This window comes from Snodgrassella sp. B3088, assembly GCF_026535815.1.
GTDB lineage: Bacteria > Pseudomonadota > Gammaproteobacteria > Burkholderiales > Neisseriaceae > Snodgrassella > Snodgrassella alvi_E.
The window spans coordinates 208081-228075 of sequence record NZ_JAFNPG010000004.1 but is presented as its reverse complement, the minus strand read 5'-3'; the positions used below and the strand labels follow the sequence as shown (position 1 = coordinate 228075).

Here is a 19995-nt window from a genome sequence, read left to right as displayed (position 1 = left end):
GGCTGCAAGGCAAAATTTAAGTTGTATTTTCATGGAGAGTCTTTCTGTTAAGGCGTAGTCTCTGGATCTACACGATAGCTGGTAATTTGGAAACCTAGCGGGTTTATTAAGCGGTCTTTCTCCTGCGTAGGTTGATTGGTGTATTCATATGCGACAGTGGCAATCAATTGCTGCGGTGGTGTGGTCTTACTTGTGTCACCAGATATTGGAATAAGTTGTTTATCAAAACGTATTTGAGCCATTTGACCAACAAAAGATATTGCCTTAACCGTAACAATAACCTTGAAGTTATCTTTTAGCATTTTGTGAGGCGCGTTTGGATTATTGTCGCTGTAGATATTGGCAAATTCTTTTTGTATCGGCACAGCACTTAATAGCATGGTTGCATCATAGGTACTTTGAATGGTTTGCCAGTCATAGCTTTCGCGGTACTTCACGTATTGTGCGAGCCAGTATTTATCTATCACTTCCCCATAGGTTTTTTCGGACTGCTTCAGAGTGGTAACGATATCAGTAGCACCTGTATTGTTATCAACTCTGATAACGTAAGGCTGAACCGTTTTTAGAGGGGTGAGGGCGGCAACAGCTCCGATTGCCATGCCGGTAATGACCAGACAGCCTATTGCAATGCGCCAGGCAATTTTACTGTTGCGTCTGACCATATCAATTTCAGATTTGTTAAATGCTGCGGCTGACTGTATAAATTCATGAGCCTGTTTATTCAAGGTCGCCTTACTGTTATTAAAATTACTCATTTAATTCCCTTTGCTTCATTGTTGATAGGAAATTCTGAACCATGCGGTACAGGGACTTTTGAAGAATTACAGCCCACTAATACAAGAGCAGTAATCAGGCATAACAATACATTTTTCATAATAGTTCCTTGAATTGCGGACAAATTAAAAGCCACTGATCTCAATAGACAGTGGCTGCAAAGAAGTTGTACGTGGCAATAAAAAAGCCACCTAATCAGGTAGCTTGTGTAAATGGCTGAATATAATTTTTAGTCATCTCTTTCAATTCTAACGGTAACAACTGGAGGAGCAGCCATCGCAAATAATAAACGGACAATAGTCAAAAATAGAAATGCAACTGCAAAAGAAATTGTTACAGTGTAGCTAATTTTCATAGGTATGATTGGGAGCAGCGCAAATATAAAAGGACATAAAACACAACCCCAAAAGGAATATTTCCATAGTTTATTAAATATTCTTACAACCATATCCACCATATCTCTTCTCCATATAAGTATTATTTTGAAATGCTGCCACCACTGCCACTTCCCCCAGGTAATCTAACAGTTTTTGAAAATCTTGCTATAGACATAATGGTACGTGAAAACCCATTCACACTTGCACCACCTGTAAGCGCTGAAGCAATACTAGGCACATTCCATGCAACAATAATAAATATTACTGTTGATATAAAAAACATGCATAAAACTGGTAACAGCAAAACAAGAGAAGTTTCACCACCTCCAATTAAATTATTCAGATTATTATTAAAATAATCAAGTTGTAATACGCCTAATATTGTATAAAAACAAATTGTGATTGTATAGTTTAGAATCTGACCAATCCAGTTCATACCCCATTGTCTTGTGCTGGGAAACAACAAGCAGCCTATAAACAGAGGGCCAACCATAATCACCATTGCTAAAGATAATTTAGCGACAAGGTAGAAAGCTGCGGTTACTACAAAAAAAAGCCCTCCGAAAATAACGATGCCCAAAGCAATACCCCAAGCTGTCAATTTTTCCGCAAAATCCGTCATACTGTATTCATTGCCTATGGCAAAAGCCTTGCCAGACATTTCCATAACATTATTCAGCCCTGTATCAATGGCACTTACAGTATATGTACCGTTACCAAACAGGCTGCTTAATTCATCAGGTAGGGTATAAGCCATATTAGCAAGTTTCATGTACTGCCCTGCGTTAAACGCACAGCTGATAATAATCAGCCAGCCAAAAGCCCGTTTAGCCAAATCTAAAAAATTTTCATCAAACCCTCTGTTATACCCATCTATTATTACCAGTAGGATATAAATACCAAAACACACAGAAAAAAAAGGACTAATGGCAGCGATTAATGAACCTGTCTTACTAAATAGATTAGTGCCCATGCCATTCAATAACGTTTCTGCTATAGCTGAAAAATAGCCGCTATCCATATTTATCTCCTATACAACCAGATACCCTAAAGGTATCCGGTTGGTTGATTAGTTGCAGCTACTGTAATTGCGATCTACAAGGTGACGTGCTAGGCACGCATCACGCTGGCTACGTTGCATGCGAGCCATTTTGTCTTCCAGTTCGAACATTTTTGACATCATGTCCAGCTTTGTCTGATTGTTCTGAATGATGGCCTGTTCTGCGGTAATACGACTTTGCAGGTCAGCTGCTGCTTTAATATCCTGAGTCGAATTAATTTTGGTCATCAAACTTTGAATATTATCTAGCCGCTTTTTTGTATCCTGAAAGGATTTTAGGGTTGAGTCAAAATTGGCAAATAAAGCTTTAGCTGCCTGTTCTTGGGTGTATTTTTTACCTTTCAACAGATCTTTGTAATTGGTTGCTGTAGCATTGCCATAAATTGCTTTCCATTCATTCGGCAGCTGTTCCTTAACATTGTTTAGTATTTGCCCCATATTACGTGTTCCACTAAGAGCTGAAACTTGATTTTTCAATTCAACTATTTGTTGAATTTGATTATCAATCTGCGTTTTACTTTGGACAATTTGCTGCAACATGTTGGCCGCGGCGGCTCCATCAAAGACAGGAATACCTGTAGCATTAACATTCACCGCACTTACGGCAAGCATAAGCGTCAAAACTGAGGCATGCCATTTATTTAAAAGTTTCATAATATCTCCTGATATAAAAAAACCGCCCGAATGGGCGGTGAGTTGGGTTAAGCTTTCTTATGCAGTTAACAGTTCTGCCTGTTTGCGTTTGCGTTCAGAGTTTCGTTCACGTACCGCATTACAGAATGGTTGATACCAATGTTCAGTTTCATCACCGTATGTGGCCATGATTTTATGCAGTAATTCGACTGTATCTGAACTACCGGACAGAAATGGCATTAAAGTTTCAAAACCATATAAATCCAGTTTGGCAAAAGCAGACTGTTTTGATTGTTTAATCAAAAAAGTTCTGCTTTCCTTACCCAATGCCATGAGTTCATCGTATTCTTTGCGAGTGATACCACATCGCTGATAACTACCGTCATATTCTGCATCTGGATTTGGCAAGAATATTTTGGTAGGAGTCTGCTGAATAATGGCTGCAAAAATTGGGCAATTAATAGCGTCTTCTGGGGATTGTGAAACCAGAATCAGCCAGCCACCAAGTTTTCGGTCTGCCTTGAGCATTTTCAGCATTTTTTCCTGTAGTACTTCATAGCGAGCTGCGTACCAGAACTCTTCAATAATGGTAGCCAGAATACCATTTTGTTCAGCAATCATTTTCATCATTATTTCACGTAGATGAAACAGATAGGCCAATACCGGAGCAGTTGGCGGATAATCCACTTTGAGTATATCTGTCAGGTCAATGCCAATTCTGAAAAAATCTTCAGGGTTGAATAGGTTGCTCGGATTGTCCAGACACCAGGCAAACCTGCCACCTTCGCTTCTACACCATTTACTCAGACGCACACGTAACGAATTTTCATCTGGGTGCATTGGAATACTTTGTAGCAAATGACTGAAATTGCGGTTATCAAAATCAAGGCCTAGTACAGTATCAACAGCGAACTGAATTTCTTTTTCCTCAGTTGCAGTAAGCTTGCCGTTTTCATCTGCACCACAAATGCCAACCAGTGAGTACAGGAATTCTCTGTTTGCAGGAGTATCTGGTAATTGAAATGGATTTAGTCCTGTTGGCTGACCAGCTTCCAGACTGAAATATGTTCCACCTACAGCACGTACGAATATTTCCATGCCTCTATCCAAATCCATAATAAACATAGCAGGATTAAAACGTTCAGTAAAAGCCATAAGTGCGCACTGAGTCGTCGTTTTACCCGTACCAGTTGCACCCAGAATAAGAGTATGGCCAGCTACCTTTTCACCAATATTATCTTCACCATCTCTGGAGAAATGAAAGTTAAAATCAAAGATAGTATTAGATACAGTTGCTAAAGGCATAATTGCAGAACCATCACCTAATGGATTGCCATACTTTTTCCCATGCGAATAATTATGGATACCAAATGTCGTGGCTAGATTAGTCGTGGTTTTTGGGTACGACCGCGGACGTTCATTGCTTCCGGGAATCTGACTGAAATATGTGGATGGAGCGGATAGGCCTGCTTTAGTAAATCGAAATCCGCCTGCGTTCAGAAATGTACTGTAAGCGCGCGAGCCATTAGTAGAAGCCTGTTTAGCACTATTCCCGAAGACAATCAATGCTGCATGATAATCGCCAAACATCAATTCACCTGAAACCAGCTTACCCTGAGCAACATATAATTCATTTTGTTGTTCGCTAGCCTGATCATTAGCTGATTTCATATTGTTCAGTTGCTTGCGAACATTAGACAGCATGGTATATGGATTAATGTATATCAGACTTTGTATTAAGTTGAACTCAAACGGTAATGTAAGAATATCATTAAGTATCTTCGGTTTAGATAGACCATAATCCTTTAAATCAAAAGCCTGCGCAAATTTAGGTTTGCCACACTGGGGGCGGATTTCAAATACATCTGTACCAAAATGTATATCTGCACCTGGTATGGTTTGGCAGGCATCAACGTCAGATAAAGGTATTTGCTGTTTATTACCATTAATCAAACTACTGAAAAATTCATATACTTCAGAAAAAATTATGTTTTCTCTGTTTTTATATACAGTCAGTAGCGTTGGTTCATATGGCTGAAGAGAATGCATCAGACTGGTTATTTGTTCTTCTGCTTCTCTAATACCCGCGTCCATATCACTATTCTTAATCACAACAGCAAGATGGAACACATTTTCAAAGTAATCATCAGTTTCAAAACGTTTTAAATATTTAGCTGCAAAATCTTTAGTGAATGGTGTATGAAAGTCGTAGTCACGATTAAAGTTGATTTTCTTGCGTTGTAATGTACACCATAGCGCAAGCCTGTCACCAAACGATTTGCCACATGCAGCCAATATGGTACGCAAACCAATAAAGTGTTGGTACAAAACTTTATCGTCTACACCATCAAAAGGTAAGCCCTCCATACGTATCACAAAGCATAAATGACCAGATTTATACCAGACAATATTATTGGTTACGTGTTGGCATATCTTTGGTAGAAAGTCTACTCCGGATGGTTGATTTCGCAGTATATTGCTCAAAAAATCGCTGATAATCATCTATCTGTCTCCCAAATTTTGTTGACAGGATTGTTGTTGTATTGTTAAACAACTTCGCATTACGTCTACGTAAAAACCACTTACATTCATATAGAATTATCCTTAGGGCCTGATCATCGTTTTTACAGGCAGTGTGCATAAATGCGATTATGGGTGTAGGTAACAGAATGAATAAAAATGCCTTTCCTTGAAGAAAAGGCATTGCAATCATTACAGCTATTACCCCTACAAATCCACATATAGCCAATGCAGTTATAGGTATGCCTATAACCATTGCCTGACGTGCAAGACCATTAAACGTTAATTGTTCGGTATCAATGGTTTCATGTGAGGGTTCATAAGCCATAAAATTCCTTTATCAGCCGAAAACCATCTTCGAGCCGCCAGTAAAGAACCAGCCAGCAATTGCAAACGCACCGCCGGCACAGAATATCCATAGGCCTGTTTCCAATACATCAGTCCAGGTTTTGCGGCCACCCCATCCTTGCACAAACTGCCATAACAGGCATAAACCAGCTATTACGCCCACTACAGTATAAATAGCTGTCCGTACTTCGGTTGCCATGCTTACACCCTGTGCAGCCATTCCACCGGCCGCCATAGCACATTGTGCAAATCCGGCGAAGAATAAAATCATCAGCCATGATAATTTGGGCTTTAATTTACTAGGCATATATTATTTCCTTAAATAAATATGTTTTTGCAGACGAAAAAAAACCGGCTTTAAGCCGGTATAACGATTGAAATATGCTATATAGATTGAATATTTAACTCATATGAACTTCCTTTCAGAAACGACAAAAAAAGCCCGCACAAGGCGAGCTTTAAAAAACGGCATAAAGCCTGGATTAATAGGGGTAGTACCTAGAATTCTTTAAAAACATCCCAGCTTGCGCTGGTACGTTGAAGAGGCACCGGTGAGTTCTCTTGAGTAGCATTTTGCTGTTGAACTTTTGAGAAAGGTATAACGGGAATACTGCGTTGAATTGTTTTAACAGTTTGCACTGCAGGGATAATGGCTGGCACACGTAAAGTTGTATTTGATGAATTAAGAGCAGCACTATTAACCACTTTTTGAACATAGGATGGCTGCCCTGGAAAATCACGTTTAAAGCCGAAATTAAAATTTCCAGAGTAATAACAACTGAAAGCTTTCTGTAGAGTTGTTTGGCTCAGTTTGCCACCATCATTAAGGCTGGCCCGCGTATAACAATCGGTAAGGATTTTGGCTCCAGCAGCAAGATTTTTACAGGGGTCAAATACCGTTTCATAGGTCAGGCCATAGCGAGCCAGATTATTTTTATTTACTTGAACCAGTCCCATACTGAAGTTCTTACCAGCACTGTGCAATGCCTTGGCTGCTGCTACAGCCTCGGTATAGGACTGAGGCTGCCGTTTAAGGGAACCCCTGACTACACCTATAGCAAAGGGATTAAAGCCGCTTTCAACGCGGGCAATGGCCTGTAATGTGTCATGATGAACATTATTAGCGCATTGCTGGGCTAGCTGATTAAAATTAACCCGCTGTACAGATGTAGCAGCGGGTTGTTGATTTTCGATATTCTGGAGTTTTGTCGATGCTGTAACTAAGAATGGAAAAAAGAGTAATAAGATTATTAAAAGTTTCATATCTGGCTTCAACCTTAAAAACATATGTTTTTATCAGGACGTATCGCAAATTTTTTTCAACCATACCTTTGATAGATTCATAATAATTTATCTTTTCAATGGTATTCAGACGGTGGTTTGTTTGTATAAATTCGTCCTTTATGCCCAATATGCTGTGCAAGTTGATTGAAAAATAACTCAAGTACTTCGTGTAATTTTTTATTATTATTAATGTGTATTATTCCCCATTTCGCATAAAAGAATTTTACGAATGAGATAATATGAACAAAATACTTTCTATCATAACTAACTCCTGCCCCGTATTGTAGGGATTGGCCAACGGCAACAATCGCCTTGCCTGAGCTGTCTATTGAGACATAAGCTCGGCTAATTACTGGCAGTAAATTATGTTCAATAATTCGTTCCTCATCAATATTAAGACTTGTGATAAAGGCATTAAGAACAGAGCTTATAGATTGTTTTTCTACAAGTAGTCTGCTCTCTTTGTATGCAGCATTAAGTGTTTCACAACTTCGTTTTTCGTTTATTTCAATATCAATTAATGCTTTTAATGCAAGAAACTCTTTTTGATTCATGTTATCAATGATGGCGCTGGGGAAAGCTCCAGCATAAGCACCATAATATAATTGCAATACACCTTTTTCATTATAAGACAAAGTCATACTGGGATATTGTATATTAGTATTAGTCATAATGTTTTCTTAGATAAAATAAAAGCCTGCTTTTAGCGGGCCATCTAGATTAATTAAAAGATAATTAAAGGAAATATTTGGAATTAAGTACCAAGGCTTTTACTGTCAAAGACAAATGTGGCTCATAATTGGCCCCTTTAATTTTTAGCTATGTTGAAGCTTTTTGAGGACATCTAATCTTAATCTGTCAACGTAACAATTTTGTAGGTTTTTATTCAACTGACACTCTATAAACAGTTTTTTACTCTCAAGGATTTGTTCATTTGTTAATTTAGCATTTAGGGAATTTTCAATTTCGTTCATATCAGAGTAAAAGCTATTTTCATCATATGTTCTCAATACATTAAATCTGGATAATGAGTACGCATAGATTAAACTGACAAGCAAAATTATTAAACTAATGATATGGCAACTGCTAATAGTTGGTTTCCGTATCCATTTGGGATTGGTGAGAGATATAACTAAAATAGTAATAAAATACAGAATGATAAGAGTCAAAGCTGGAATACTATACAAAAGTGTTGAATACCATGGCAAAGCATCCACTTTATCCATAAGGAGTTGATACCAAGTCGAATTCAATTCTAGATTAGTTATTACTTGATTCATAAGATAACTTCCTATAAATAAAAGCCAGATCGTTAGTGACTAAATGACAGTAGCAAAAGATAAAAATAAATCTCCCTTGTTTATAGATATAAATTTTTGAGACCAGCTTTATTTTTAAGATTACAAATTATTATTTATTAGGATTAAAACGGAATATCATCATCTGCGAATTGAGAAACATTTTGATTCGGCGAGGGATTCGAAGATAATTCTGTTTTCCGTGATAAGTTATTAGCATTTGCTGCTGAATTTTGTATGGGTGTTGAATTGTTATTTTTATAAGTTAACATTCGCATTTCATTTGCAATAATGTTATAAGCCAAACGTTCGATTTGATTTGTATCTATATATTTCTTACTTTGAATGCGGCCCTCAATAAATACTAAACTACCTTTTTCAAGGTACTGGTTAGCTATCTCAGCCAATTTTCCAAACATTGTAATATTGTGCCATTCTGTTTGAGATTGTTTATTTCCAGTGCGGTCTTTCCATTTTTCCTCTGTGGCCAATGTAAAAGTGGCCATAGCGTCATTCGTAGAGCTATAACGTATTTCAGGTTTTCGACCTAATCTTCCAATTAAGATAACTTTGTTAACAGTAGACATATGAATGAAACCCTCTTAAGTGAATATGTTTATTTAGACGTGATTCGTATGTTTTGCATTAATTTTGAGCAACTCGTGCATTAATCGCCATGATGTCAAGCTTCTTCAAATCTCCATAAAAAAACGATTATCTAAACGCTCTGTAAAGTGTTTAGATAATCGTTCTTGATGTGCCCAAATTGTGACGAAAAGTCATGTAATGTGACTAATTATGACTAAGTTTGCAAGCATCACTATTTAACTAAATCAATGGGTTATGTCGCAGTATTAGGACTTTTAATCCGTTGGTCGAGCGTTCGAATCGCTCACGACCCACCAAATTACTGCCAACATATTTAATGTTGGCTTTTTTATTTTCAAATTCTATTTATTATTTATTCTGTCTAATGTATATCAATAATTATGCTGTGATCAGTTGCCAGTAATTCGGCAAATATTCATATTTTTTAAAGAAGAGTACTTATGAATATTGTATAAAGTTATCTGATTTCGTTAGGACAAAAAAATTTACTTTGATTTCTGGCCATTGTCTTCGGAAGATATTTTCGATTGTATTGATTGATTTAAATAATTATATAGTTAATTTTAATTGGTTTTAAATATGTGGGTTTAATTGACCTAACACGTAAAAATTATTGTTTTATAATAAAAATTACACATTAAATATAATTATTTCATTGTTCAGCTATTCTTAAAATATATTGGAATAAGTAATGTTTGAATGTACTCAATGCATCGGAATAATAAAAATATTGGGTTGATTCTTGATAAAAAAGCATTTAATTGAAATTAATCGTATTACTACTGAGAGAAATAAATTTTATTTTTTATGTATTAAATTTATCATTTATCATAATTATTTAGATCTATGTTTACAAAATAAGCAAACAGATAGGTTTGTTCTAATAAATTTTTAAGTTTATTTAAATAATAATATTTAATTTTTAATTATATTAAGTGTATTCTTATTATTCAGGTAGCTAAGAAGCTACCTGAATTTTTATTTCATTTATAAATTTTATAATTTATTTAACATTTAAAAAACACAAGTATTTAAGTTCTTTTATACCTTTGGTGACTGTATTTAAAATAAGTCCAGAAAAAAAAGTAATAATACCTACAATTCCAATTCCTATAGATGTTATTAATGTAGGAAATCTTGGAACTAAACCCGTATTATAGTAATTAATTAAAATTGGAGTGAATAATATAAGCGATATTATTATGAATATCATTGAAATAAATCCGAATAATAATAATGGCCTTTCATGTTTACATAATTTGATAATCAGCATTAAGATGCGCATACCGTCTTTGTAGGTATTTAATTTACTCGTAGAGCCTTCTGGTCTTCCTTTATAAGGAGCTTCAATATGTCCAATAGCTACATTCAATTGGAGAGCATGTATGGCTATTTCAGTTTCAATTGCAAAGCCTTTTTCATTTGCAGGAAATGACTTTACAAATCGCTTAGAAAAAATTTTATATCCTGATAGCATATCATGAACTCGATTACCAAATAATATTTTTACTGCTCCCGTGATTACTTTATTACCAAGTTTATGACCTGACCTATAAGCATTATTTTCAGTTTCTATTCTAATAGCATTAACTAAATCATAGTTGTTTTGTATAGCTAATTCCAACATTTTTGGCGCTATTTGGGCATCATATGTATCATCACCGTCAACCATGATATAGTAGTCCGCATCAATATCTACGAACATTTTTCTGATTACAGCTCCTTTTCCTTGAATATATTCTTCTTTAACCAAGGCTCCAGTATTTTTTGCAATTTCTTTTGTCCCATCAGATGAATTGTTATCATAAACATAAATAGTTGAGTTGGGGACGGCCTTACGAAAATCATTTATAACTTTTTCAATAGTAATGGCTTCGTTATAACATGGTATTAAGACTGCCACATTCATTTCTTTATATCCTTTATTTTATAAGTATAAAAATATATTATTGCTGCTATGCCTAAATACTGAGATGGTAATAAATATCTTAAGTCACTGGCAACACCAATAAACAAATACATTCCTATATAAAAAATACCGGAAAAGCAAAGACAATTAATCAATTTATAGTGTTGTGAATTAAAATCAAAATTTTTCTTAAATGTTTTTATAAATAATATGATTAAGACTAATAGCCATGGAAGACCACTAAGCGTATAGGAGAATAAGCTATTTTTATTCAAAAATATTTTTTTATAAGTGGATTCAAATTTTTGGGATTTAGGTTCATAAGTTATTTCGTTATCTTTACTAGCATCGTAAAAGCCCAAATCTAAACCATATCCATATGAATTATGGTTTGTGAGAAATATTATAAAATGACTGATACGATGCTTAATATAATAATATGGATGTTTCTTAATAGAAGCTATCCATTGTTTTGTCAGTAACTCATTGACAGCTTTTATATTATTGTTATTACCACTACTTAATTTGTTGAGAAGAAAACTACATTTTCCCCATCCTGCATAGTTATCCCATAATTCTGACGAGTAACATTTTCCTAGTACCATATCTTTCTCATGATCTGAAAGACCAATAGGAAAGTAATTTATTTTGCTAAAATGAGATATGCCTGAGATATCAAATATTTTTAGGGATATTATTGGATAATTTTTATGTGCTTTAAGTATTGTATGGTTTATTGGACTTTGAACTAAAACTAATAAAATAGATAATAAAACAGAATAACATATGATTTTTTTATTCCAATTGGAAAAAGCTAAATACATTATTATTGGAGCAGTTATGAAAGCTGCATTTGCCCTAAAAAGAGAGGTGAAGATTAACAAAAGTATTAATATAATTCTAAATATTATATTTTTATGCTTTAGATATATTGGTAATAGTCCACTAATCAATAATATTAATGTTGCAAGAAAAAAGTCTTTATAAACCCAGCCAAAATAACTAAAAAATAAAGGTGAAAAATATAAAATTAAATAAAGTAGTGCAACGTATCTTTTTTTTAAGTTTGATAATAATAATACTAGTGAAAGACTATTGATAATAATTAATATAGCATATAAAGAATATTTAGTACCTGTTGTAATTAAAAGAATGCGCCATATATGGCTTAATATTGGAGGGTGCCAATCTTCATAGTTATTGGTCAACGCTTGATAATATTGATTATATGTGTCGCCATATATTATGCCTGGATAAACTAAATAGATAGATAATGGTATTAAAAATATGGATATAATTAATAAATGTAAATTATATTTGTTCAAATCCTGTTTTCCTTATTATCTTAGTGTTATTAAAATAATTAAATACTATTTGCCAATAAATAATAGATTAAGTTAAAAATTAATATATGTCTATATGTATAAAACAATACATTATATAATTATAAAGATTTATTAGTTTCATCACTTATACTTAATAGTATTGTTATGATTTTCTCTTATTTTAGAAATATATTAGTTTATTCCTTTTAATTTCAGTTATCAAAATTAAATCATCATACTATAGTTGCACCCAAAGTGTTTTGAAAATGATTTAATGCCCACTCATGACCAATAGAGTCGAAGCTGGCAACGGCACTCTGATGTATGACTATTTTATAGTTCAGATTATAGGCATCGATGGCGGTATGTAGGACGCAAATTTCGGTGCATACACCGGTTAAATGTATTTCGGTAATATTTCTTTCACGCAAGCGTATATCCAGATCGGTGCCGCTGAAAGCGGAATAATGGCGTTTATTCAGCCAGTATACTTGTGGGTTGGTTTGATTTTGTCTGTATAGTTGTTTGAGTACGCCATACAATTCTTGCCCCTGAGTACCGATGATATTATGTGGCGGGAAAAGTTTGTTTTCAGGGTGATAATTATCATCTGCTTTGTGTGCATCTATGGCAAATACTACGAAATCTCCCTGTTCCATAAAGGTTTTGGTTAAATTCACCATCGCGTTTTCAATTGATTGTCCGGCTTTTCCGGTTGTAAGCGCGCCGTCTGTTGCGATAAAGTCATTGGTGTAATCGATTGAAATCAGTGCTTTCATATATGATGTTTAAATTGTGGTTTTTGATGATATCTCATAAGATCAAATAATAACTCTTCTGCTTAGAAGAAGTCTGTAGAAAATAGACTCATTTTATAAGCTTTTGTGACTGTTTCAATATCTTTTAATGTAGGAATTAAGACGGTCTGTTGGCTTCTGTTATTAAGTGAGGGTATTTAAATTTTATTAATACTGTTTAGCTATGGCTGTTCACTCTCTCGTTAAATACTCCTTTTATTTTTCCCACATCAGGGCAAAATACCGAACTGAAAAATTTGGTGTGTAAATAGTTGTAGAAAATGCTTCTAGACTCATGTGTTATGCATTTGTTCTGGCAGGTAAACCGGTTACTGTTTTCTGATATGGGAAAACTGTGATTTTTCGTACCTGAATGTTTTTGGTATTAGTATGTTGTACTTATTCTTCTTTTTCTTAATGAATCAAGATTTCTGGACTAGAAAATTGAGATGAATATTTAACGGAATAAAGAAATTTGGAAATTTTTTAGAATGCGGGATGGTGGATTCTGATGCTCAGGGAGTGTGAAACAAAAAATAGAAGGTTCCAGATTAGCTAAATTTAAAAGGCATTTATTGCACAGATTTCCCAGTTATAGAATTTGTTTAGATAAATTATTGCTGTATTGCTAGATAAGCTGATATTTAATTATTTTTATATAAAAAACTTATTATGGTTTAATTCATGTGTATTTTTAACTGGTGATTACAGCTAAGTCAGTTATCTGAGTGGTGTAGCAGGGGCTAAGTTGGGCACGGGTCATGAGCCAGTGGTTGGATTGCAGTTCGCTACCCAGCTGGATGCTACTGCGGCCGTAGTGGTTGGTGATGTTGTCCCATGTGGCCATCAGTTCGGGGCGGTGGTTGTGTTGGCTGGGGCAGAGTAAATCCAGTTGTTGGAAGTGATGTGTTGGTTCGATGCCGCCCAGTTCGATGCCGCATTTTTTGTATTCGTAGCCGGGGCGGTAGATGCGGCGCAGTAAATTTTGGGCGATTTGATTCAGGGTGATGGTGTCGGCGCTGGCCTGTGGCAGTTTGATGAATTGGTAGCCGTTGTATTGGGGCAGGTCGTGGCGAAAACGGTTGGTGTAGATAAATATGCCGATGATATGTGCCTGACTATGCTGTTCGCGCAGTTTGGCGGCGCCAGCGGTGATGTGGTGGCTGATGGCTGCTTGCAGGCCTTCGAGGCTGGTGACCATTCTGCCGAAGCTGCGGCTGCGTACGATATTCTGGCGGTTGGCTTCTTCAATAATGAGTTCGCTACAGGGGATACCCTGCATTTCGCGCTGGGTGCGTTCGAGTACGACGCCAAATTGTTTGCGCAGGGTGTGGGTGTGGGCGTTGATGAAGTCGAGGGCGGTGTGGATGCCTTGTGCGGCCAGTTTTTGGCCGATTCGGCGGCCGATACCCCAGATTTCGGTGACGGGTTCGCTGGCAAGGGCACGTTGCTGGATGTTGTGACTCCAGTCTGTCCAGACGACAACGCCGTTGAAATGGCGGCGGTGGCGTTTGGCTAGGTGGTTACAGAATTTGGCCAGTGTTCGGGTGGGGGCAATGCCGACGCAGGTGGGTATGCCAACCCATTGCTGGATGCGGTTGCGGATGTTGTGTCCAATCTGGTGCAGGTTGCTTAGTCCTTGCAGGTCGGCAAAGCATTCGTCGATGGAGTAGATTTCGATGGCGGGCACAAGGGAAGCGATGGTGCTCATCATGCGCCGTGATAGGTCGGCATACAGTTCGTAGTTGGATGAAAAAACGGTTAGTTTGCCTTGCTGTATGAGATGCTGAATCTGGAAGTAGGGTACGCCCATTTTGATGCCTAAGTCTTTGGCTTCGTTGGAACGTGAGATGACGCAGCCGTCGTTGTTACTGAGTACGATGATAGGCTGTTGTCTGAGCTCAGGGCGGTAAACCCTTTCGCAGGAGCAATAGAAGTTATTGCCATCAATCAGGGCAAACATGGGCGGGATTCAGGGCTTGTAGGCGGTGTTTGTGTTGCTGGATGATCTGATAGATGTCGCGATCCAGCTGGCCTTGTGGTTGGCTGAGGATGGTGTGCAGTTCGTCGCTGTTGCTGGCAGTGCCAAGATAAATCCAGTGGTGGAAGAGGTGATATTTCTGTTTTTCTTTGACGTAGGCGTAATGGTTAAACGGCCATGCGGCCAGTTTGATTTTTTGTAAGGCCAATGCCAGTTTTAGGTTGTGCATGTCGGCAGTGATTTTGTGGACACAGGCGCCGCTGCACTGGTGTAGCTGGTGGCGGAAGCAGGGGCGATTGCTGCTACCTTTTTCGATGCCGAGTGTTTGCAAGCATAGGTCTGTGTTGTTGATGCTGGTTCTGATGGTTTTCTGGGCATCGCTTTTACTGTGAAACAGGCCGTAGTAGCGCTGTTGCTGATTAAGTAGAACATGGCGCATGGGGACGATACTCAGGGTGTCGTAGCCGTGCGCATTGGTGTCGACCCTGAAGCTAAACAGGTCTTTCTGGCGACGCAGGCGGCGGTTGAGAATGGGTTGGCGCTGTTTGATTTGTGCTGATTCGGTTAGCAGGGCATCCAGTTCGCCGCTGCAGGGAATGATATCTATTTTTCTGGCCTGTTGTGATAGGCTCATTTCTTTGCTGTTGTGCACATCCTGGTTGAAGTGGCTCAGCAAACGAGTTTTAACTTGTTTGCTCTTGCCGATATACAGGGGCAGGTCGTTGTCGCCGTATATGAGGTAGACGCCGTAGTCGTCGCTGATGTTTTTCAGGACGTCGCTGTTGAGGTGGGCGGGCAGACTGGGGCGCTGCATGATGGTTTTGCAGGCCTGTTGCAGGGTAGCGGCGGAAAAGTTGTGTTTGAGTTGCTGCCAGAAGTCGTAGATGGCACGGGCATCGGCAAAGGCACGGTGACGGTTGTGCATGTCGATATTGTGGCGGGCGATGATTTTGTCTAGGCCGTGATGTTTGTGTTCGGGGTAGAGCTGGCGTGACAGTTTGACGGTACACAGTTGCTGCGGATTAAAGGTGTGGCCGAGTCGCTTGAAGGCGGCTTTGATGAAGCCGTAATCAAAGCGTACGTTGTGGGCAACGAAGATGCGATCTTTGAAGATGGCGGCAAGCTGGCTGGCAATTTCGTTATTGAAGTATGGTGCCTGTTCTACCATTTGGTTGCTGATGCCGGTGAGTGCCTGAATAAAAGGCGGAATGCTGGTGCCGGGATTAAGCAGGGTATGGAAGAGCTGCTGTTGGCCGGCTTCAGTATAGACGACAGCGATTTCGGTTATGCGGTCGCTGGTGGTGCGACCACCGGTGGTTTCGATGTCGACAAAGGCTAGTTGCTGGTCTGAGTACATGGTTTATGGGTTAGCGGACGTGTTTGATGACATAGGTAACGACGCCGACGATGGCAAGGGTGTCTCCTTCGCTGAATTTGAAGTTAGGATAGGATTGACTGCTGTTTTCGGAATGCAGTTCGACGTTGCCGTTGTCGAGTCTGTGCAGGCGTTTGATGGTGAATTCGTTACCTAAATCGGCCATGACAATGTCGCGGTGTTTAGGGGTGAGGGAACGGTCGATGATAAGCAGGTCGTTACGACTGATGCCGGCATCGTGCATGGAATCTCCGCCGCAGCGTACGGCAATGGTAGCGGCCTGATTTTTGATCAGGTACTGGTTGAAATCCAGATAGTCGCTGATGTATGGTTCTGCCGGGCTGGGGAAGCCGGCAGGAATGGTTTCTGTGGCCAGTGGAATGCTTAGCTGGCTGAGGTCGCTGGCCATTTTCCAGCAGTCGAGTGGTAGATGTTGTGCTGGTTGTAATGGACTGTCAGCTAGCTGATCAATCAGGTGCTCTACTGTTGGTATTAGGCTGACGGGGATGCGTTTGACTATTTTTGGTCCGGCAATTCTGGCTTTGCGTCCAGCGCCGGTTCTGCTACCACCATGTGTGTTGGATTTTGCTGTTGTATCAACCACTAATATGCTCATCTTGATTAAGTTATTTAATCAAGAATGGTAGAGTTGTGATTTTTCTGCGTCAATTGTATCTGGCTGTAGTTTGCTGATAATGATTTGTTTTTATGTGGGTTATGCGGTTGGATATTACTTCTGTTGATGTAAGCTAACCGGTTTTGTGATTTTTTGATTATTCTGAATCATTGTTATTAATTGCAGGTGAATGGGTGAGATCGTTGCGCAGTCACTATGCGTTTGGATAATTTTAGGTGGTAAGTATAGCTGGGAGTTGTCTAGTTTGGTGGCTGAGGTATAGAGGCCGGTCGGGAAGAATTAACAGAGGTTGATGGGATAATGCTATCTGAGGCGGTTTCATCAGCAATCCGGTCGAGGGTAGTGGTAGCTTCAAGGTGAGCGTTTTGTACATCGGAGGCGGTGATGGCTGCGGCTTCACTGGCGCTGCGATAATTTTCATGGTGTGAGCAGGCAGCCAGACTGGTAATGGCGAAAATAGGTAGTAAAGGCAGTATTTTCATGATGAATATAGATATTGTGTGGATTAATCTGGATTGGTAAGTGGAGTGCAGCCGCATTGGTTGAGTAGCTGGGTGGTTTCATAAACGGGTAAGCCCATGATACCGGTAAAGCTGCCGCTGATGTGCTGAACCAGCATTCCGCCCAGCCCCTGGATGCCGTAGGCTCCGGCTTTGTCCAGTGGTTCGCCGCTGGCAATGTAAGCAGTAATCTGTTCATCCTGTAAGGCTGCAAAGTGTACAGTGCTGGTTTGCAGGCTGTGCAGGGTTTGGTTGTGCCAGTAGATGGAAACAGCGGTATGTACCTGATGCTGGCGGCCTGAAAGTAGTTTGAGCATGCGTGCCGCATCGTCGGTGTTGACTGGTTTGCCCAGAATGAGGTTATTCAGGCTAACGGTGGTGTCGGCGCTGATCAGCGGAAATTCCGGTGGCTGTTGCTGTGTCTGGTGCCATGTACTGAGTGCTGCGCTGTTTTTCATACGCGCCATGCGCTGGACGTATTCAGTAGCGTTTTCGCCTGAGTAGGGCGTTTCATCAATCTCTGCGGGCAACCGCAATACACGGTAGCCAAGATTGGTGAGGATTTCATACCGACGGGGGCTGCCGGAAGCAAGGTAGACGGTAGGCGGGTTCATTGATAAGGAATGGTGTGTTGGGTGTGTATGTTATCGGTTGATTGTGGTTATTTTAGCATTGCCTTACGCAAAATGGTTTTTTCTCTGGATATCGGTGCGGCTGGATTTTGGTCTAGATCCAGTTACGAGCAGCGGGCTGGTTTTGTCTGGTTAGAGATTTACATCAACGATAAACCGACCTCTGATTTTGCCTTTAATGATGTCTTGAGCGGTTTCAGGGCACTCATTCAGGCTGATAGTGTGGGCAATGTGCTGCAGTTGCTGTGTATTCAGATGTTTGGCCAGAAAATCCCATGCTGCTATGCGTTGAGAGTAAGGTGCCATAACGCTGTCGATACCGGCTAGAGTAATGCCTCTAAGTATGAAAGGGGCTACTGTGGCCGGTAAATCCATGCCCTGAGCCAGACCGCATGCGGTGACGATACCGCCATATTGGGTCTGGGCACAGATGTTAGCCAAGCTGTGTGAACCGAGTACATCTATAGCAGCTGCCCATTGTTGTTTTTGTAATGGTTTTTCTGCACTGGCCAGTGTTTTACTGTCAATGAAGTGGTGTACGCCTAGTTGTTGCAAATAATCGGTGTTACTGATTTTGCTGGTAGCAGCGGTGAGGGTATAGCCTAATTGAGCCAGTAACATAATGGCAACGGAACCGACACCTCCTGTGGCGCCGGTAATAAGAATGTTGCCGTGTTCTGGAGTAATGCCATGTTTGATGATGCGTTGAACACAAAGGGCGGCTGTATATCCGGCCGTACCGATCATCATGGCTTGCTGGGTGCTTAAGCCGGCTGGTAAGGGGATAAGCCAGTCTGATTTAAGATAGGCATACTGACTCAGACAGCCCCAATGGGTTTCGCCACAGCCCCAGCCGTTTAAGATGACGCCATCTCCAGCTTTAAAGTGCTCGCTGCTGCTGCGAATAATGGTACCGGCACCGTCTATGCCGGGTACCATCGGCCATTGCCTTACTATGGGGCCGCTATTAGTGATGGCCAGAGCATCTTTATAGTTCAGACTAGAAAACTGAATTTGTATCAGGGTATCGCCTGTTTGTTGTAGCAGATTTTCTTCTTTGATGTGTTGAATACTGCAGGAAAAACCGTTTTCAGTTTTTACTAAGTATATTGCCTTAGATAACATGACATTATGCCTTTTAGGAATAACTAGACGGATGGTCTAATTTTGATTATAGGCTGGTTGTCAGTAATGAGCAATTGGTTAATTGGTCAATGCGGTTGGTTTGGTTAAAGCGAAAAAGACGTGTTGAAGTAGCTAATGTGACTGGCAGCTGGGGTGCGTTAGGCGGATTTGATTAAATTGAAAAACTGTTGGGTAAATGTGTCTAGTGGTGTGGCATTTTTCAGCAGTTTGGCTCGGCTGACTGCTCCTTCCCAACCTAGCCAAAAGAAACACGCCAGTTGGTTGCAGTCTGTTTGCTGGTTTATTTCATGTTGCTGCTGGGCCAACCGTAAGCAGCTGGCGATGAGGTGCTGCCAGTTGTGTAAAATATTGCTGAGTAAAGCGGGGTAATCCGGCGGAAGCAAGCATTCGTCCTGCATTAGCTCACCAACTAGGCAGCCGCGGTTGAAATGGTATTCAGACATGCTGTTTCTGGCATCTGTACAGAATGCCTTGATTCTGGCTAGTGCAGAAGATATGTTTTCGTTGAGTAAATGCTGTTGTAGTTTTTTTGTGAAAAAACTGTTGTAGTAATCGAGTATGGCATAGCCAAATTCTTCTTTGCTTTTGAAATAATAATAAAAAGAGCCTTTGGGGACGCCTACTTTTTTAAGTATGCTTTCAATATTTGCACTGTTGTAGCCGTATGTGGTCATGGCTTCCACGCCGCTGCGGATAAGCGCAATTTTGGTATTACGGCCTTTACGGGATAACGTTGGCATTGTAGCTGGTTCTGTCATCGTACTATTGTATTGTTCTGAATTTTTGGTAT

General features: G+C 39.4%; 21 protein-coding genes. All 21 read right to left on the bottom strand.

Features of this window, described 5'->3' with window-relative positions; genetic code table 11:
* Nucleotides 1-47 precede the first annotated feature (47 nt).
* The gene (locus tag J3U75_RS04310) at nucleotides 48-755 is read right to left on the bottom strand and encodes a virB8 family protein (protein ID WP_267390702.1); all 708 of its coding nucleotides are present in this window, start codon (nucleotides 753-755) and stop codon (nucleotides 48-50) included.
* Nucleotides 752-874 (bottom strand): hypothetical protein, encoded by a 123-nt coding sequence (locus J3U75_RS04305; RefSeq protein WP_267390701.1) that lies wholly within the window; start codon nucleotides 872-874, stop codon nucleotides 752-754. The genes J3U75_RS04310 and J3U75_RS04305 overlap by 4 nt, the downstream gene beginning before the upstream one ends.
* A 129-nt stretch (nucleotides 875-1003) precedes the next feature.
* The gene (locus J3U75_RS04300; protein WP_267390700.1) at nucleotides 1004-1231 is read right to left on the bottom strand and encodes a hypothetical protein; all 228 of its coding nucleotides are present in this window, start codon (nucleotides 1229-1231) and stop codon (nucleotides 1004-1006) included.
* A 20-nt stretch (nucleotides 1232-1251) separates the two neighbouring features.
* Entirely contained in the window at nucleotides 1252-2172 is a 921-nt protein-coding gene (locus tag J3U75_RS04295; protein ID WP_267390699.1) for a type IV secretion system protein, read from the bottom strand.
* A 48-nt stretch (nucleotides 2173-2220) separates the two neighbouring features.
* Entirely contained in the window at nucleotides 2221-2865 is a 645-nt protein-coding gene (locus J3U75_RS04290) for a type IV secretion system protein (RefSeq protein ID WP_267390698.1), read from the bottom strand.
* A gap of 57 nt (nucleotides 2866-2922) precedes the next feature.
* On the bottom strand, nucleotides 2923-5211 hold the full coding sequence (locus J3U75_RS04285) for a conjugal transfer protein (RefSeq protein WP_267390697.1): 2289 nt from the start codon (nucleotides 5209-5211) through the stop codon (nucleotides 2923-2925).
* Between the two features lie 43 nt (nucleotides 5212-5254).
* A complete protein-coding gene (locus J3U75_RS04280) occupies nucleotides 5255-5692 on the bottom strand; it encodes a VirB3 family type IV secretion system protein (protein WP_267390696.1) in 438 nt (145 codons plus the stop codon).
* Nucleotides 5693-5704: 12 nt separating this feature from the next.
* Nucleotides 5705-6019 (bottom strand): hypothetical protein, encoded by a 315-nt coding sequence (locus J3U75_RS04275; protein WP_267390695.1) that lies wholly within the window; start codon nucleotides 6017-6019, stop codon nucleotides 5705-5707.
* Nucleotides 6020-6210: 191 nt separating this feature from the next.
* Nucleotides 6211-6975 carry a lytic transglycosylase domain-containing protein gene (locus J3U75_RS04270; protein WP_267390694.1) on the bottom strand — a complete coding sequence of 255 codons (765 nt, stop codon included), beginning with the start codon at nucleotides 6973-6975 and terminating at the stop codon, nucleotides 6211-6213.
* A gap of 95 nt (nucleotides 6976-7070) precedes the next feature.
* The gene (locus J3U75_RS04265; protein WP_267390693.1) at nucleotides 7071-7667 is read right to left on the bottom strand and encodes a hypothetical protein; all 597 of its coding nucleotides are present in this window, start codon (nucleotides 7665-7667) and stop codon (nucleotides 7071-7073) included.
* 752 nt (nucleotides 7668-8419) lie between these two features.
* Complete coding sequence (locus J3U75_RS04260) at nucleotides 8420-8881, bottom strand: single-stranded DNA-binding protein (protein WP_267390692.1); 462 nt, start codon at nucleotides 8879-8881, stop codon at nucleotides 8420-8422.
* A 1025-nt stretch (nucleotides 8882-9906) separates the two neighbouring features.
* Nucleotides 9907-10812 (bottom strand): glycosyltransferase family 2 protein, encoded by a 906-nt coding sequence (locus tag J3U75_RS04255; RefSeq protein WP_267390689.1) that lies wholly within the window; start codon nucleotides 10810-10812, stop codon nucleotides 9907-9909.
* On the bottom strand, nucleotides 10809-12137 hold the full coding sequence (locus J3U75_RS04250; protein WP_267390688.1) for a hypothetical protein: 1329 nt from the start codon (nucleotides 12135-12137) through the stop codon (nucleotides 10809-10811). Before J3U75_RS04250 ends, J3U75_RS04255 begins: the two co-directional genes overlap by 4 nt.
* Nucleotides 12138-12370: 233 nt before the next feature.
* Complete coding sequence (locus tag J3U75_RS04245) at nucleotides 12371-12916, bottom strand: cysteine hydrolase family protein (RefSeq protein WP_267390687.1); 546 nt, start codon at nucleotides 12914-12916, stop codon at nucleotides 12371-12373.
* A 712-nt stretch (nucleotides 12917-13628) separates the two neighbouring features.
* Nucleotides 13629-14897, bottom strand: coding sequence for a Y-family DNA polymerase (locus tag J3U75_RS04240; protein WP_267390686.1), 1269 nt, complete (start codon nucleotides 14895-14897; stop codon nucleotides 13629-13631).
* Nucleotides 14881-16272 carry a 3'-5' exonuclease family protein gene (locus J3U75_RS04235; RefSeq protein ID WP_267390685.1) on the bottom strand — a complete coding sequence of 464 codons (1392 nt, stop codon included), beginning with the start codon at nucleotides 16270-16272 and terminating at the stop codon, nucleotides 14881-14883. Before J3U75_RS04235 ends, J3U75_RS04240 begins: the two co-directional genes overlap by 17 nt.
* Before the next feature lie 10 nt (nucleotides 16273-16282).
* Complete coding sequence (locus tag J3U75_RS04230; RefSeq protein WP_267390684.1) at nucleotides 16283-16906, bottom strand: LexA family protein; 624 nt, start codon at nucleotides 16904-16906, stop codon at nucleotides 16283-16285.
* A 260-nt stretch (nucleotides 16907-17166) separates the two neighbouring features.
* On the bottom strand, nucleotides 17167-17409 hold the full coding sequence (locus J3U75_RS04225) for a hypothetical protein (RefSeq protein ID WP_267390683.1): 243 nt from the start codon (nucleotides 17407-17409) through the stop codon (nucleotides 17167-17169).
* Between the two features lie 23 nt (nucleotides 17410-17432).
* Nucleotides 17433-18041, bottom strand: coding sequence for a Maf family protein (locus J3U75_RS04220; protein WP_267390682.1), 609 nt, complete (start codon nucleotides 18039-18041; stop codon nucleotides 17433-17435).
* Nucleotides 18042-18191: 150 nt separating this feature from the next.
* The gene (locus tag J3U75_RS04215; RefSeq protein WP_267390681.1) at nucleotides 18192-19184 is read right to left on the bottom strand and encodes an MDR family oxidoreductase; all 993 of its coding nucleotides are present in this window, start codon (nucleotides 19182-19184) and stop codon (nucleotides 18192-18194) included.
* 158 nt (nucleotides 19185-19342) lie between these two features.
* Nucleotides 19343-19945: a TetR/AcrR family transcriptional regulator gene (locus tag J3U75_RS04210; protein WP_267390680.1), complete on the bottom strand. Its 603-nt coding sequence runs from the start codon at nucleotides 19943-19945 to the stop codon at nucleotides 19343-19345.
* Nucleotides 19946-19995 lie beyond the last annotated feature (50 nt).

What these genes read in the sequence shown, in the direction of transcription:
- J3U75_RS04310 (WP_267390702.1), bottom strand. Translation starts at nt 755, where the DNA reads ATGAGTAATTTTAATAACAGTAAGGCGACCTTGAATAAACAGGCTCAT.
- J3U75_RS04305 (WP_267390701.1), bottom strand. Translation starts at nt 874, where the DNA reads ATGAAAAATGTATTGTTATGCCTGATTACTGCTCTTGTATTAGTGGGC.
- J3U75_RS04300 (WP_267390700.1), bottom strand. Translation starts at nt 1,231, where the DNA reads ATGGTGGATATGGTTGTAAGAATATTTAATAAACTATGGAAATATTCC.
- J3U75_RS04295 (WP_267390699.1), bottom strand. Translation starts at nt 2,172, where the DNA reads ATGGATAGCGGCTATTTTTCAGCTATAGCAGAAACGTTATTGAATGGC.
- J3U75_RS04290 (WP_267390698.1), bottom strand. Translation starts at nt 2,865, where the DNA reads ATGAAACTTTTAAATAAATGGCATGCCTCAGTTTTGACGCTTATGCTT.
- J3U75_RS04285 (WP_267390697.1), bottom strand. Translation starts at nt 5,211, where the DNA reads ATGGAGGGCTTACCTTTTGATGGTGTAGACGATAAAGTTTTGTACCAA.
- J3U75_RS04280 (WP_267390696.1), bottom strand. Translation starts at nt 5,692, where the DNA reads ATGGCTTATGAACCCTCACATGAAACCATTGATACCGAACAATTAACG.
- J3U75_RS04275 (WP_267390695.1), bottom strand. Translation starts at nt 6,019, where the DNA reads ATGCCTAGTAAATTAAAGCCCAAATTATCATGGCTGATGATTTTATTC.
- J3U75_RS04270 (WP_267390694.1), bottom strand. Translation starts at nt 6,975, where the DNA reads ATGAAACTTTTAATAATCTTATTACTCTTTTTTCCATTCTTAGTTACA.
- J3U75_RS04265 (WP_267390693.1), bottom strand. Translation starts at nt 7,667, where the DNA reads ATGACTAATACTAATATACAATATCCCAGTATGACTTTGTCTTATAAT.
- J3U75_RS04260 (WP_267390692.1), bottom strand. Translation starts at nt 8,881, where the DNA reads ATGTCTACTGTTAACAAAGTTATCTTAATTGGAAGATTAGGTCGAAAA.
- J3U75_RS04255 (WP_267390689.1), bottom strand. Translation starts at nt 10,812, where the DNA reads ATGAATGTGGCAGTCTTAATACCATGTTATAACGAAGCCATTACTATT.
- J3U75_RS04245 (WP_267390687.1), bottom strand. Translation starts at nt 12,916, where the DNA reads ATGAAAGCACTGATTTCAATCGATTACACCAATGACTTTATCGCAACA.
- J3U75_RS04240 (WP_267390686.1), bottom strand. Translation starts at nt 14,897, where the DNA reads ATGTTTGCCCTGATTGATGGCAATAACTTCTATTGCTCCTGCGAAAGG.
- J3U75_RS04235 (WP_267390685.1), bottom strand. Translation starts at nt 16,272, where the DNA reads ATGTACTCAGACCAGCAACTAGCCTTTGTCGACATCGAAACCACCGGT.
- J3U75_RS04230 (WP_267390684.1), bottom strand. Translation starts at nt 16,906, where the DNA reads ATGAGCATATTAGTGGTTGATACAACAGCAAAATCCAACACACATGGT.
- J3U75_RS04225 (WP_267390683.1), bottom strand. Translation starts at nt 17,409, where the DNA reads ATGAAAATACTGCCTTTACTACCTATTTTCGCCATTACCAGTCTGGCT.
- J3U75_RS04220 (WP_267390682.1), bottom strand. Translation starts at nt 18,041, where the DNA reads ATGAACCCGCCTACCGTCTACCTTGCTTCCGGCAGCCCCCGTCGGTAT.
- J3U75_RS04215 (WP_267390681.1), bottom strand. Translation starts at nt 19,184, where the DNA reads ATGTTATCTAAGGCAATATACTTAGTAAAAACTGAAAACGGTTTTTCC.
- J3U75_RS04210 (WP_267390680.1), bottom strand. Translation starts at nt 19,945, where the DNA reads ATGCCAACGTTATCCCGTAAAGGCCGTAATACCAAAATTGCGCTTATC.